Source organism: Bacteroides ovatus (assembly GCF_001314995.1).
In the GTDB taxonomy this organism is placed as follows: Bacteria; Bacteroidota; Bacteroidia; order Bacteroidales; family Bacteroidaceae; genus Bacteroides; species Bacteroides ovatus.
On record NZ_CP012938.1, the window covers coordinates 2,581,761 to 2,597,155 of the forward strand.

General features: G+C 44.2%; 10 protein-coding genes. 1 reads left to right on the forward strand and 9 read right to left on the reverse strand.

Annotated features, from left to right (window positions below; all coding sequences use genetic code 11):
- Positions 1-90: 90 nt before the first annotated feature.
- Genes Bovatus_RS10305 through Bovatus_RS10315 form a run of 3 tightly spaced genes read right to left on the reverse strand, consistent with a single transcriptional unit; the run spans position 91 to position 4,898 of the window.
- Positions 91-1,434 carry a citrate/2-methylcitrate synthase gene (locus tag Bovatus_RS10305; protein WP_004299485.1) on the reverse strand — a complete coding sequence of 448 codons (1,344 nt, stop codon included), beginning with the start codon at positions 1,432-1,434 and terminating at the stop codon, positions 91-93.
- 20 nt (positions 1,435-1,454) lie between these two features.
- Positions 1,455-2,651: an NADP-dependent isocitrate dehydrogenase gene (gene icd, locus Bovatus_RS10310; protein WP_004299484.1), complete on the reverse strand. Its 1,197-nt coding sequence runs from the start codon at positions 2,649-2,651 to the stop codon at positions 1,455-1,457.
- A gap of 3 nt (positions 2,652-2,654) precedes the next feature.
- Entirely contained in the window at positions 2,655-4,898 is a 2,244-nt protein-coding gene (locus Bovatus_RS10315) for an aconitate hydratase (protein ID WP_004299483.1), read from the reverse strand.
- A gap of 66 nt (positions 4,899-4,964) precedes the next feature.
- Between Bovatus_RS10315 and Bovatus_RS10320 the strand changes: the two genes are divergently transcribed.
- The gene (locus Bovatus_RS10320) at positions 4,965-6,902 is read left to right on the forward strand and encodes an AAA domain-containing protein (protein WP_052587959.1); all 1,938 of its coding nucleotides are present in this window, start codon (positions 4,965-4,967) and stop codon (positions 6,900-6,902) included.
- A gap of 143 nt (positions 6,903-7,045) precedes the next feature.
- On the opposite strand, the gene Bovatus_RS10325 is transcribed toward Bovatus_RS10320, so the two are convergent.
- The 6 genes from Bovatus_RS10325 to ilvD all read right to left on the reverse strand — a co-directional run bounded on the left by Bovatus_RS10325 (position 7,046) and on the right by ilvD (position 15,284).
- On the reverse strand, positions 7,046-9,007 hold the full coding sequence (locus Bovatus_RS10325; protein ID WP_052587952.1) for an LruC domain-containing protein: 1,962 nt from the start codon (positions 9,005-9,007) through the stop codon (positions 7,046-7,048).
- A gap of 190 nt (positions 9,008-9,197) precedes the next feature.
- Positions 9,198-10,241 (reverse strand): ketol-acid reductoisomerase, encoded by a 1,044-nt coding sequence (gene ilvC / locus Bovatus_RS10330; RefSeq protein WP_004321861.1) that lies wholly within the window; start codon positions 10,239-10,241, stop codon positions 9,198-9,200.
- Positions 10,242-10,308: 67 nt separating this feature from the next.
- Positions 10,309-11,052, reverse strand: coding sequence for an acyl-[acyl-carrier-protein] thioesterase (locus tag Bovatus_RS10335; RefSeq protein WP_004299477.1), 744 nt, complete (start codon positions 11,050-11,052; stop codon positions 10,309-10,311).
- Positions 11,053-11,057: 5 nt separating this feature from the next.
- Entirely contained in the window at positions 11,058-11,615 is a 558-nt protein-coding gene (gene ilvN, locus Bovatus_RS10340; protein WP_004299476.1) for an acetolactate synthase small subunit, read from the reverse strand.
- Between the two features lie 50 nt (positions 11,616-11,665).
- Positions 11,666-13,360, reverse strand: a complete 1,695-nt coding sequence (gene ilvB / locus Bovatus_RS10345; protein ID WP_004299475.1) for a biosynthetic-type acetolactate synthase large subunit — start codon at positions 13,358-13,360, stop codon at positions 11,666-11,668.
- 124 nt (positions 13,361-13,484) lie between these two features.
- The gene (gene ilvD, locus Bovatus_RS10350) at positions 13,485-15,284 is read right to left on the reverse strand and encodes a dihydroxy-acid dehydratase (RefSeq protein ID WP_004312414.1); all 1,800 of its coding nucleotides are present in this window, start codon (positions 15,282-15,284) and stop codon (positions 13,485-13,487) included.
- Positions 15,285-15,395 lie beyond the last annotated feature (111 nt).

Below are 15,395 nucleotides of genomic sequence, written 5' to 3' on the forward strand. Positions count from 1 at the left end.
AGAAAATGTAAAATTTCCCGGATGCGCTTCTGAAATGATCGGGCACACATCCGGGATTACTTATCTATTCAATAAAAGGATTTGTTCTTATCAGCGTTTCTTAATTGGGATATAAGCCAAATCATCAAGTACATTTTTATAAGCCGGACGGATAATCCGTTTACCATCGAAGGTCAATTCTTCATTGCGGTGTGCACACCAGCCTACGATACGTGCCATGGCAAACAATGGGGTGAAGATTTCCTGCGGCAAACCGATCATTTCATACACGAAGCCCGAATAGAAGTCGATATTGCTGGACACTGTCTTTCCGTTGTTTTTAACCCGTCCGAAAGTAGCGATGGCACGTTCTTCCAACAGTTCAAGAAAAGCAAATTCGCTTTCTCTGCCTTTTTCACGGGCAAGGTCGCGAGCCAGTTCTTTCAATAGAAGAGCACGAGGGTCGGAGATGGTATAAACGGCATGTCCGATACCATAGATCAATCCGGTTTTGTTATACACTTCTTTGTTCAACATTCGGGTGTAGTAAGTGTCTATCTCATCTACACTTGTCCAGTCTTTGATATTTTCCTTCAGGTGCTGGAACATGTCGGCTACCTGAATATTGGCACCTCCATGAAGCGGGCCTTTCAGCGAACCGATACCTGCGGCGATGGCCGAATAAGTATCTGTTCCGGTAGAAGAAGTTACGCGAACGGTGAAAGTGGAGTTATTACCACCACCGTGCTCTGCCTGAAGAATCAGCAATAGGTCGAGGGTGCGTGCATCCAGTTCGGTATAGTCTTTTTTCAGCATATACAGGAAATTCTCGGCAATAGAGAGCTTTTCCTGCGGATGGCGGATATGCAGAGAACGTCCGAAAGTAGCATGACGAAGCATATTATAAGCATAAGCGATGATAGTGGGGAACTTTGAAATCAGTTCAATACTCTGACGCATCAGGTTATCCCGGGAGGTATCATCCGCATTTGCGTCAAAACGATACATTTCCAATACACTGCGAGAAAGAATATTCATGATGTTGTTTCCTTCCAACTCGATGATGTTCATTTTCGTTTTCTGTTCCAACGGCATATTGTCGTTAATCAACTCACGAAAAGAAAGCAATTCTTCTTTATCCGGCAGACGTCCGGAAAGCAATAGGTAAGCCACTTCTTCGAAGCCAAAGCGTTTCTCTTTGATTATAGCGTGAGAAATATCTTCTACATCATAACCGCGATAGAACAGTTTTCCCGGTATGGGTTTCAACCCACCACCCGGAACACGTTCATATCCTACTACATTACCGATTCTGGTTAAACCTACCAATACACCTGTGCCGTCTTCATTACGCAATCCGCGCTTCACATCAAACTTGGAGAACAATTCTGTATCAATCCGGGTAGCTTCCTTCATTTCCTCGGAAAGCTTGTAAATCAAGTACTCTTTTTTCATCTTTCTTCGTTTTTTATTCGTTACTTTTGTTTTTCAATTCTTTCCACGATCTCACGAGTGAAAGCGGAAGTAGAGAGGGAGGTTCCATTCGGCATAAAACGGGCTAAATCGTGTGTAGCACGAGCGTCCAGGAAGCTTTGTTCCAAGGCTTTCTCTATCAGAGCAGCCGCTTCTTTCCAGTCAAAATATTCGAGCATCATTACTGCCGAAAGGATTATAGAACAAGGGTTCACTACATCTTTTCCCGCAATATTGGGAGCTGTTCCGTGAGTCGCTTCAAAGATGGCATGACCTGTCTGGTAGTTGATATTTGCTCCCGGAGCAATGCCGATACCGCCTACCATGGCCGCCAGTTGGTCGGAAACGTAGTCTCCGTTGAGGTTTAAGGTGGCTATCACGGAATATTCTTCGGGAATCAGGAGTGTATTTTGTAAGAAAGCATCCGCAATGCAATCTTTTATCACCAGTCTGCCATCTGCCAAAGCATCGCCAAATTCACGTTGCGCCAGTTCGTAGCCCCATTTTTTGAAACCACCTTCGGTAAACTTCATGATATTCCCTTTATGCACCAGCGTTACGGAAGGCAAATGATGGTCGAGCGCATACTGGCAGGCAGCACGCACAAGACGCTCCGTGCCCTCACGTGATACAGGTTTCACACCGAAAGAAGAGGTTTCCGGGAAACGGACTTTTGTCACGCCCATTTCGTCTTTCAGGAATTGATAGAACTTTTCAGCTTCCGGAGTTCCGGCTTCCCATTCGATACCTGCATAAATATCTTCCGTATTTTCACGGAACACACACATGTTCACTTTCTCCGGTGATTTGACAGGCGACTGTACTCCCTGATACCAACGAACCGGACGAAGACAGACGTATAAATCAAGTGTCTGACGCAGTGCTACGTTCAACGAACGGATTCCACCTCCGACAGGAGTTGTCAACGGACCTTTGATTCCTACCAGGTATTCCTGAAAAGTTTCCATTGTTTCATCCGGCAACCAGGAACCAGTCGCGTTGAAGGCACGTTCTCCCGCCAACACTTCTTTCCATTCGATCCGACGTTTGCCACTATATGCTTTCCGGATAGCTGCATCCACTACGGCTTGCATGGCAGGAGTCACTTCGGCTCCTACTCCATCGCCGGTAATATAAGGTACGGTAGGCACATCGGGTACCAACAACGTACCATCTGTTTGCATGGTTATTTTGCTCATTTTTTATCTTGCATTTAAGGCAGAACCGGCACGAAACCAGGCTATCTGCTGTTCATTATAGGTATGTTGCACTTCAAAACTTTCTTTCGTTCCGTCTTCGTGATGAAGAATAATCGTCAGATTGCGCCCCGGTGCGAAATGGACTAAGCCTGATACGGACAGAAGATCGTGTTCCCGAATTTTATCATAGTCTGCTTTATCTACAAAAGTAAGAGCAAGCATTCCTTGTTTTTTCAGGTTTGTTTCGTGGATACGGGCAAAACTCTTAGCCAAAATGACACGTACATTGAGGAAGCGTGGTTCCATGGCTGCATGTTCACGGCTGGAACCTTCTCCATAATTCTCTTCGGCAACAACAATAGACGGAATACCTTCGGACTTATACATCTTTGCCGTACCGGAAACTGTTCCATAAGTATTTGTCGAACGATTCCAAACACGGTTCGTTTCACCATTGAAAACATTGACAGCTCCCATCAGCATATTGTCGGAAATATTCTCCAAATGTCCACGGAAGCGGAGCCACGGACCTGCCATAGAGATATGGTCGGTAGTACATTTTCCCTGTGCTTTAATCAATAAAGGCATGTTCAGCAAGTCCTGTCCGTCCCATGCCGGGAAAGGAGTCAGAAGCTGGAGACGTTGGGAATCCGGTTTTACCCTGATTTCCGTTTTTGCTCCGTGGGGGGCAATATATCCCTCATTTCCCTGTTCAAAACCTTTCAAAGGAAGTTCATCTCCTACAGGCTCGGAGAGTTTCACTTTTTCTCCGTTATGATTCACCAATCTGTCTTTCAACGGGTTGAAACAGAGATCACCGGCTATCGTTAACGCCATCGTTAGTTCCGGAGAAGCTACAAACGCATAGGTGTTGGGATTACCGTCAGCACGTTTGGCAAAATTACGGTTAAAAGAGGTGACGATTGAGTTTTTCCGTGTCGGATCGTCCGTCTCACGTTTCCACTGACCGATACAAGGTCCACAAGCATTTGCCATAATCGTGGCTCCCAGCCGTTCAAAAGCCTCAATCATACCGTCTCTTTCGGCAGTAGCCCGGATTTGCTCCGAACCCGGATTGACGATCAGCGGAGAAGCAACGCTCAAATTCTTTTCTGTCACCTGCTTTGCCAAAGAAGCTGCACGGCTCAAATCCTGATAAGAAGAATTGGTACATGAACCTATCAAGCCCACCTCCATTTTACGGGGATAGCCGTTCAATAACACTTTTTCTGCAAATTCAGAGATAGGAGTAGCGGCATCCGGTGTAAATGGCCCGTTTATATAAGGTTCGAGTTCTGACAAGTCTATTTCAATTACACGGTCGTAATAGTTGGATGGTTCGTTGGTCACAATGTCGTCTGCACGAAGGTCTGCACCAACAGATTCAGCCCAATCGACTACACAATCTCTTCCGGTAGCTCTCAAATAAGTAGCCATGCGTCCGTCAAAGGGGAACAAAGAGGTAGTAGCTCCAACTTCGGCACCCATATTGCAAATGGTAGCTTTCCCGGTAGCAGAAAGGGATTCAGTTCCGGGACCAAAATATTCGATAATAGCATTCGTTCCTCCTTTTACGGTAAGGATGCCGGCCAATTTCAGGATTACATCTTTCGGAGAGGTCCAACCGCTTAGTTTTCCGGTCAGACGGACACCGATAATCTTCGGCATTTTCAGCTCCCATTCCATTCCTGTCATCACATCCACGGCATCCGCACCACCAACACCGATAGCCACCATGCCCAGTCCGCCTGCATTAGGCGTATGAGAGTCTGTTCCCACCATCATACCGCCGGGGAAAGCATAGTTTTCGAGCACCACCTGATGGATAATTCCTGCTCCCGGTTTCCAGAAGCCGATGCCATAACGGGAAGATACATCACGGAGGAAGTCGTATACTTCTTCATTAGTCAGTCTTGCCGTAGCAATATCCGCCTTTGCACCTTTATACGCCTGTATCAAATGATCGCAATGTACTGTCGAAGGCACAGCCACCTGATCCTTACCTGCATTCATAAATTGAAGCAAAGCCATCTGCGCAGTTGCATCCTGCATAGCCACACGGTCGGGACGGAAATTCACATAATCCTCCCCCCGTTTGTAATCTTTCAAATCGGCTACATCATACAGATGAGCATACAAAATTTTCTCGGCCAACGTCAAAGGGCGTTTCAGTATAGCCCGTACGTGTTCTACCTTTCCTTTATAAGCAGCGTAGAAAGCTTCTAACATAGTCACATCATATACCATATTGCTTTTTGTTTTTTTAGTCTATCTATTAAAATAACGAACGACGTTCGAGTAATGTTTAACAAAATGAAATATTTTTTCTACCCGGAACGAAGATTTGTTACCTTTGCGCCTATTATGAGTAATAATCCGAAAAGTCCCATTATAGACCTTCAGCAACAGCAACTCCTCCTGCGGATGGAGTATGAATATGAGAAGGAAGAATTTAAGCGGCAGACCGAAACAATGGGCGTTGCCCGTAAAGTGAAGCGCGGTCTCTGCTGGTATCCTGTCTCTCTTGGTCGAAGTTACTACAATTCGCTGAATCAGCTTGTAATAGATATTACACGGACCGAAAATAAAGAAATAGAGCATTCCTTTGAGTTCGGCCGTCCTGTTTGCTTTTTCCACCAGTCATTCGAAGGAAAAGTGAAGTACATGAATTTCATCGCTACTGTCAGCTTTGCCGACGAAGAACGAATGGTCGTTGTACTCCCCGGAGCGGGAGCTTTAGCGGAACTGCAAACTGACGGTATACTGGGAGTACAACTTTATTTTGACGAAACATCGTACCGGGCCATGTTCGAGGCACTGGAAGACACGATACGCGCCAAAGACAACCGCCTGGCGGAACTGCGCGACATTTTGTTGGGTACCCAAAAGCCGGGATTCCGCGAATTATATCCTGTCCGCTTCCCATGGCTGAACAGTACACAGGAAACAGCAGTCAACAAGGTGCTATGTACGCGTGATGTATCTATTGTTCACGGTCCTCCGGGAACCGGAAAGACAACGACTCTTGTCGAAGCGATTTACGAAACATTGCACCGGGAACCACAAGTGCTTGTTTGTGCGCAAAGCAACACGGCTGTCGACTGGATTTGTGAGAAACTGGTAGACCGGGGAGTACCCGTGCTCCGCATTGGAAATCCAACCCGAGTCAACGACAAAATGCTTTCATCCACCTACGAACGCCGGTTCGAAAGTCATCCTGCCTATCCGGAGCTTTGGGGAATCCGTAAATCTATCCGCGAAATGGGTAGCCGGATGCGCCGGGGTAGTTATTCTGAACGGGAAGGAATGCGTAATCGCATGAGTCGTCTCCGCGACCGCGCCACGGAGTTGGAAATACAAATCAATGCCGATCTTTTCGACAGTGCCCGCGTGATTGCTTCTACCCTAGTCAGCAGCAACCACCGCCTGCTCAACGGACGTCGTTTTTCGACTTTATTCATTGACGAAGCTGCACAAGCCCTCGAAGCTGCCTGCTGGATCGCTATCCGCAAAGCAGACCGGGTCATCCTTGCAGGAGATCATTGTCAACTTCCGCCGACTATCAAATGTATAGAAGCCTCCTGTGGAGGATTGGATCATACATTAATGGAAAAAGTAGTTCAGCAAAAACCTTCCGCGGTCTCTCTATTAAAAGTACAGTACAGAATGCATGAAGCCATCATGCAGTTTCCCTCTGACTGGTTTTATCATGGAGAACTGGAAGCTGCTCCGGAAGTACGCTATCGGGGGATTCTTGATTTCGACACTCCCATGAACTGGATCGACACTTCAGAGATGGACTTTCACGAAGACTTTGTAGGCGAAAGTTTCGGACGCATCAATAAGCAGGAAGCCAACCTACTACTGCAAGAACTGAAAACTTACATCGAACGTATCGGCAAAGAACGGATACTGGATGAAAGAATTGATTTCGGTCTGATTTCACCCTACAAGGCGCAAGTGCAATATTTGAGGGGAAAGATCAAAGGGAGCAGCTTTTTACGTCCTTTCCGCAGCCTCATCACCGTAAACACGGTAGACGGTTTTCAGGGACAGGAGCGAGATGTCATTTTCATCAGTCTTGTACGTGCCAACGAGGATGGACAGATTGGATTCCTGAATGATTTGCGAAGAATGAATGTAGCGATTACAAGGGCACGAATGAAGCTTGTTATATTAGGAGATGCCTCCACCCTTACCAAACATCCTTTCTATAAAAGATTGATGTTATTCATTAAAAAGGAGGATTAAATATTTAATCCTCCTTTTAACAAAGCACACTTTCTCCCGAAACCACACTTTTTTTAACACAAACAAAACAAACAATATTTTACATCAGTACTATTCTTAATTTTTCACCCTCAAAGATAGTCGATTATTCCAATGCACTCCAACTATTTCCACCATTTTATTTGCGGATCGCGCGTTTTTGCCCATTCTGCAAATTTAGGATATGTTTTATCAATGCGCTGATTCTCCTTTTTAAGATCTAAATTCAAAATAGAAGCGTCCAAACGAGCATCTACATGAATTGCAAACGGAAAACCATCTTTGCAAATGAAATAGGTACCATCTACATCACCACGAGAAATATCAGCTCCGGAAGGGAAACGATTATTCGCACCAGTCGTCGGCTTATGATCTGTCAGATGGACTTCTGTGGCAGAGTTGAATACTTTTATAAAAGGATTATAAGGAGCTACCACCACTGATTTATCAAGAGTAGGATTATTAAATTGTATGGATACCGTATATGTCTTCTCTTGAATATTCTGATTAATCATATCCTCCGCATTCACATTGGATACTCCCAATTCAGCTTTAGCATCCTTGAATAATGTTATCACATTACCTGAATAGGAAGAAGCTTCACTACCATTAACCGTTACTTTAGAAGCTTTACTCAAATCGAAAGGAACTTCATAAGCAAACGAGTTCTTATAATTAGCTCCCGTCCAAGCCAAGGTGAACTTATCAATAATATTAAGAACCTTATTATCTATATTATAATCAACGCTTGACTGATATTTCATGACTACATCATTCAAGTCATAATCTCCTTGTTCCGGCCAGTTATCTTCAAAGCCAAGCACTCCAGAATACATTTCTGTTCCTTGTCGATCACCCGGATTAGGAACATCCGGAACTTCAATAGCAGCAATAGGATTAGAAGAGATAACGAAAGCAACATCATTATAGTCATTTTCACCGTTTTTCCAGTCTTCCATAGTGATAACATTCACTCTATCACCTGCTTTATTTTTTGCTGCAAAAATTGCAGTGTGAGAAATTTTGTCACTATTCAAAGATTTGGTTGAGTAGAACATATTCCCATTAGCCTTGGCATTTACCCAGCCATTATTCCATATCAAGAAACCAATCTTTGTATTTGCCGGAATACGTTCCGGGTCCTTTTGAGGGAAATTACCAGTCTCATTTATATATTTTAAATTAACCGCAACCCCACTATAATAACCTAAACTATTTCCATGTGCGTTAGGAAATATGACACATGCATGCTTTGTTGCCTTCCTTATTTTATCAATAGAAGCATCTTTCGGATAGCAATAATAAGCAAATACACTTTTCGCCCCTGTGTCTCCCCCAAAATAGTTAATAACGACATTTGCATCTTCTTTTATCAGAATATCAGCATTATCAGTAACTAAAGGTCCTACGTTATTCTTTCCTTCCGGAAAATATGTCGTTATATAACTCTTGAGAGTTGCATCCACGTTGATCTTCTTAGAAGCATCCAAATAGTCAGGCTTACCTGAATTTGCATTCCAAGTTCCTAATACGTTCGGGATTACATCTGTAATAAATTTCACCGCAGCCCTTGTTTGTGCACTTCTCGTTGATGAATCCACAGGAGTAACATCAAGAGCATTCTCAAAGGTTATTTTTGCGCTGACATCCGAACCGACAACTTTAGTTTTATACAAAGTCGGCACACCAAAATCCGGAGAATAAATATAAACTTCTGAAACTGCTGTCGGGAAAGAAGCCGGTTTGATATAACGTCCTTGTATATCTGTAAATCCGGTTGCAATGTGTGACACCCCTGCTTTCTTTATAATCTGACCGCCTTCTGCCACATAAGAAAGCGGATTTTCAGCATAAACTTCAAAATAAGCCCTAGGACATTCCTTTCCATAATCAATATTCAATTGAATATTTTTAGTAGTGGCAAAGTCGAAATAGTTATCTAAAGTAACTTCTTCTTTATCTCCTGAATTAGCAGGATCATATACATCTTTCTGTAAACAGCTTGAGAAAGCAACAGAAACAACACTGATAACACATGCTAATTTAGCAATGTTAATCATTCTCTGGGGTAAGTTAAAACACATCATACTTCTCGTTCATTTTATTTGATAGTGCAAATATAAACATAAACTTGCATATTTTAATCACATTATTGATATATTTTTCAAAAAAAAGTTTCTGCAAGCTTCACCTACCCATTTTTAAATATCTTATTAATAAAAAAGGAGAAAGCAAAAAGCCCTCTCCTTCTTTTAAAACTTGTATAATCTGGTCTAATTAATTATTCTCCGGACGAAGTTTACGAACAGTTACAGCAGTCTGCCACATTTCGCTTTCGCGTAATTGACGGAGCTCCTCGTTTAACTTTTCACGATAATCAGGTTGTGAATTACTGTCGATAGAAATCTGTGCTTCGTTACCAGTCTTCACACTGTTATACAACTTTTCAACTACCGGTTTGATAGCATCGTGGAATGGGCCCATCCAATCGAGAGCACCACGTTGAGCAGTAGTAGAGCAGTTAGCGTACATCCAGTCCATACCGTTCTTTGCGAACAACGGCATCAATGACTGTGTCAGTTCTTCCACTGTTTCATTGAATGCTTCAGAAGGACTATGACCGTTTTCACGCAATACTTCGTACTGTGCCAGCAACAAACCTTGGATAGCCCCCATCAATGAACCACGTTCACCTGTCAGGTCAGAAGTAGCCTCACGTTGGAAAGTTGTTTCGAACAGATAACCGGAACCGATACCAATACCCAGTGCGATGGTTCTTTCGTAAGCCTTGCCTGTAGCATCCTGATAGATAGCATAAGAAGAGTTCAAGCCGCGTCCTTCGAGGAACATAGTACGCAAAGATGTACCCGAACCTTTAGGAGCAACCATGATAACGTCGATATCAGCAGGAGGAACTACACCTGTACGGTCGTTCCAAGTGATAGCAAAACCGTGTGAGAAATAAAGAGCTTTTCCAGCAGTCAGGTAAGGCTTGATAGTAGGCCATACTGACATTACTGCTGCGTCAGACAACAGACACATTACAATAGTACCTCTCTCACAAGCTTCTTCGATACCGAACAAAGTTTCACCCGGAACCCATCCGTCTGCTACTGCCTTATCGTATGTTTTTCCTTCACGTTGACCAACGATTACATTGAAACCGTTATCACGCAAGTTCAGTGCCTGTCCAGGACCCTGTACGCCATAACCGATTACAGCGATTGTTTCATTTTTCAATACTTCACGAGCTTTTTCCAATGGAAATTCGTCACGGATTACTACAGTTTCAGTAGTACCTCCAAAATTCAACTGTGCCATTTTCTTTTTGTTTTTAGTTTTTGATGACTTACGCCATCTGTTATTAATTGATTTTATATTCTCACATTTATTCAAATATCACTTTCGAGCGGCAAACAACTTCGTTGCCATTCTTCTTCACTTCTACGTGAAACTCGTTTGCATTCACTTCATCGCAGAAGAAAGAGAGTTCATCACCAAAATAGCTTTCCGCCACATACGCCATTTCAAAACGACGGATACGTTTGGTCTTATACAATTCAATCGGGAACAAATCAAGGATATGTTCGATGTAACGGATGCTGTTTACATGACCATTGATATCTATATCACTGTACTTTGCCGTCAGGGTAGCTATCGACTGATCGCTTGTCACTTTGATACGTGAAGGCTTTTCAATCGGACAAGGCTCATCACAGACATAGTTTACGATACTTCCCCCATGCAAAGTCAACAAGTCGGCAGGCTTGCGGGTATTAAGATTAATCATTGCCCATACGGAACGTGCGTAGCCAATCTTCTTCCCATCCTTATCAATAATAGCAAAATTACGGTCCGTAAACAAACGGTAGACATTTTCCACCCACGTCTGAACCGAGAAATTCTCATACTGATAAGGCATTTCATCCAACTCAATAGCCAGACGTGAAAGCACCCATGTATAATTGTCCTCATTCAGCGTTGCAATACCAAAACCACGGTCATTGGCGTGAAAACCTGCACAATTCAGTAGATGATTTCCCAGTACCCCCATAGTCAGACGTCCGTTGAAGTCAACATGGAACGGTTCTGCCACAAACTGATAAGTCCCTATTCTATTTTCTTCACTCATTATTCTTATTGGTTTTTACTTTGGTTATACATAGCTTCCCGTCCATCGAGAAACTCATTCACCCGTTCAAAACAGCTGGTAGTAATCGCTACACGTCCTGAACGAACAAACTGCAAAACACAATTCAAAGCCTTCAGTTCACCATAGAGCGAAGTTATATCTTCGCTCATTCCATTTTTCTCGACAATAGAAAATACCGGATTGACTTCCACTATACGTGCATTGTATCTACGAATCAGCTTGGATGCTTCCGGATTCTCCTGAAAAGCAGGAGTAGACACCTTATATAATGCAATCTCGTGGAAATAAATCTCATCCTCTGTGAAATAATGTGCCTGAATCACGTCGATCTTCTTTTCGATCTGTTTCACTACCTTCTCAATGATGTCCTTATCAGTCCAGGCTGTTATTGTATACTTATGTACACCTTTAATAGAAGAAGCAGATACATTCAGACTCTCAATATTTATTTGCCGACGGGTAAATACAGCAGTTACCTGATTCAGCAATCCAGCTATATTCTCCGAATGAACAATGATTGTATATAACGTTTTATCACTCATAACTCCAATTTTTTAAATGCGAACTCTCAACTCTCCATTCTCAACTTCTCCTAGCACTCCAGCAACATCTGGTTTACCGACCCCCCCGGAGGAGTCATCGGCAAAACATTGCCTTCTTCCACCACGCAAGCTTCGAGCAGGAACGGACCATCCGTTGCCAGCATTTCAGCAATAGCTTCCTTCAGTTCTTCACGAGTGAAAACACGCTTGGAAGGAATATCATAAGCCGAGGCCACTTTCATATAATCCGGATTCAACATCGGGGTAAACGAATAGCGACGGTTGAAAAACATAGCTTGCCACTGACGTACGTTTCCGAGATAATTATTGTTCAGGCAGATAATCTTCACCGGAGCCTTCTGCTCCATAATCGTACCCAGTTCCTGAATATTCATTTGCAGTCCGCCATCTCCCATAAATACGCATACGGTACGTTCCGGTGCTCCGAAAGTTGCCCCAATAGCTGCGGGAAGCCCGAAGCCCATTGTTCCAAGTCCTCCAGAAGTAATGATACTGCGTTCTTTCGTATATTTAAAGTAGCGTGCAGATATCATCTGATTTTGACCTACATCTGTTACCAAAACAGCTTCATGGTGAGTAGCATCACTAACCGCACGTACCACTTCCCCCATACTCAACGAGTTTGTGGCAGGATGAAGTTCAGGACGGATTACTTTTTCCTCCTCTACTTTCTCATATTCTTTGAAGCTATCAATCCATTCGGTATGAGTGTTCTTTTTCAGGAGTTTCGTCACAGAAGCCAGTGTTTCCTTGCAATCTCCCAATACAGCTACATCTACCTTTACATTCTTATTAACTTCCGCAGGATCGATATCAAAATGAATCACTTTTGCCTGTTTGGCATAAGTAGCCAAATTACCGGTCACACGGTCGTCAAAACGCATACCGACAGCAATCAGCACATCACATTTATTGGTATTGATATTCGGTCCCAGATTGCCGTGCATACCCAACATACCTTTATTCAACGGATGTTCTGTCGGCAAAGCCGAAAGCCCGAGCAGCGTACAACCCGCAGGCATATCCGCTTTTTCGATAAACTCGCGCAATTCGCTCTGTGCATTTCCCAGTTCAACACCTTGTCCAACCAATACAAGCGGACGTTCAGCGTTATTAATCAGTTCGGCAGCAGCCTGTACAGTCTCCTCGTCCGTATCGGGAACAGGAACATAACTACGGATAAAATCGACTTTCGTCGGTTCGTATTTCGTTTTCTCTACTTGCGCATTTTTGGCAAAGTCCAGTACCACCGGCCCCGGACGACCACTACGAGCAATGTAAAACGCACGTGCTACCGCCCAGGCTACATCTTCCGCACGGCGAATCTGATAACTCCATTTAGTGATTGGCTGGGTGATACCTACCAAGTCAACTTCCTGAAAAGCATCCGTCCCAAGAAAGCCTGTTCCTACCTGTCCGGCAATCACCACGATAGGCGTACTATCGATCATCGCATCTGCAATGCCTGTTACCGTATTGGTTGCTCCGGGACCGCTCGTCACCAGGCAAACACCTACATCACCCGATACACGGGCATAACCCTGTGCGGCATGGGCAGCTCCCTGTTCGTGACGAACCAAGATATGGTTCAATATATTTTGATGATCGTACAAGGCATCGAATACCGGCATAATAGAACCACCGGGGTAACCAAAGATGGTAGTCACTCCCTGATGTTCCAAGGAGCGCATCAAAGCCTCTGCACCTGTTATTAAATCTTTCATATTAGTTGATAGTTGATAAATGATAAATGATAGTTGAGAAATGACAGTTGAAAATGAATGGTTTACAATCATTGCGCTAAGTGCTGCGCAGCTAACTATTACCTATCAACTATCACCAACTATATTATATAATTCTCACTGCTCCCTTATCGGCAGAGCTTACCATGCTGGCATACGCCTTCAGGCTCTTCGGTACATAACGGTCACGAGTGACAGGAGTCATCGGACGGGCCGCCAGTTCTTCATCCGTCAGTCGCACGTTAATCTTCCGGGCCGGAATATCGATTTCGATAATGTCTCCGTCTACAATTTTTCCGATATTGCCTCCAGCTGCCGCTTCAGGAGAAATATGTCCGATACTCAATCCGGAAGTTCCACCGCTGAAACGTCCGTCGGTAATCAAAGCACATTCTTTTCCGAGATGACGGGATTTTATATAAGAGGTAGGATAAAGCATTTCCTGCATACCGGGACCACCCTTCGGACCTTCGTGCGTGATGACGACGACGTCTCCACTGACGACTCGACCTCCGAGGATGCCTTCACAGGCTGCTTCTTGCGAATCAAATACTTTGGCAGGTCCGGTAAACTTCCAGATACTTTCGTCTACACCTGCTGTTTTTACTACACAACCGTCTTGAGCAATATTGCCTTTCAATACGGCCAGTCCGCCGTCTTTACTGTAAGCATGTTCCAAGTCACGGATACATCCGTTTGCACGGTCCTTATCCAGTTCCTTATAGTACATACCTTGTGAACCAAGTACGAGATTGAATTTATTTCCGGCTGCGCTCGAATATTTCTTAATTGCTTTTTCGCTCACATTCGGGCTGGTGATTGAATATTCATTAATAGCTTCTGCCAGTGACATTCCGTCTACCCGGCGAACGGATGTATCTATCAAACCGCCCTTTGCCAGTTCGTCCATAATGGCAATGATACCACCGGCACGGTTTACATCCTGAATATGATATTTCTGTGTATTGGGAGCCACCTTGCAGAGGCAAGGAGCCTTGCGGGAAAGCATGTCGATATCATCCATCTTGAAGTCTACCTCTGCTTCGTGAGCAACAGCCAACAAGTGAAGAACCGTATTGGTAGATCCCCCCATTGCTATATCCAGCGTCATGGCGTTCAGGAAAGCCTGACGGGTAGCGATGCTACGGGGAAGTACACTTTCGTCTCCTTCTTCATAATATAATTTTGCATTTTTCACGATCAGTTCCGCAGCGTCTTTGAAAAGTTGCGTACGGTTTTCGTGTGTCGCTACAATGGTTCCGTTGCCGGGAAGAGCCAGTCCGATTGCTTCATTCAGGCAGTTCATCGAGTTGGCGGTAAACATACCGGAGCAGCATCCGCAAGTAGGACAAGCATTTTGCTCGATATTCGCTACTTCCTGATCGCTAACACTTTCGTCGGCCGATTTAATCATCGCATCGATCAAATCCAGGTGCTGGCCATTCCATTCTCCCGCTTCCATCGGACCACCCGATACAAATACGGCAGGGATATTCAGACGCATAGCCGCCATCAACATTCCGGGAGTGATCTTATCGCAATTGCTGATGCATACCATTGCATCTGCCTTGTGCGCATTGACCATATATTCTACGCTGTCTGCAATGATGTCACGTGAAGGAAGCGAATAAAGCATACCGTCATGTCCCATTGCTATACCGTCGTCGATAGCTATTGTATTGAATTCCGCAGCGAAGCATCCTAGCTTCTCAATCTCTGCCTTCACCAGCTGACCGATTTCATGTAGGTGTACATGCCCCGGGACAAACTGTGTGAACGAATTGACGATAGCGATAATGGGTTTACCCATCTGATTCTTCTTCATGCCGTTGGCTGCCCACAATGCACGGGCTCCCGCCATCCGACGGCCTTGTGTACTAAACGAACTGCGTAATTGCTTTTTCATTTCAATCTATCTTTTAATTAAAGAGCCTTCCTCACACAAGTGAGAAAGGCTCTAAATTCTATCTTTTATGGTACGAACACATACAACACAAAAACCTTTCTCACGCTCTTG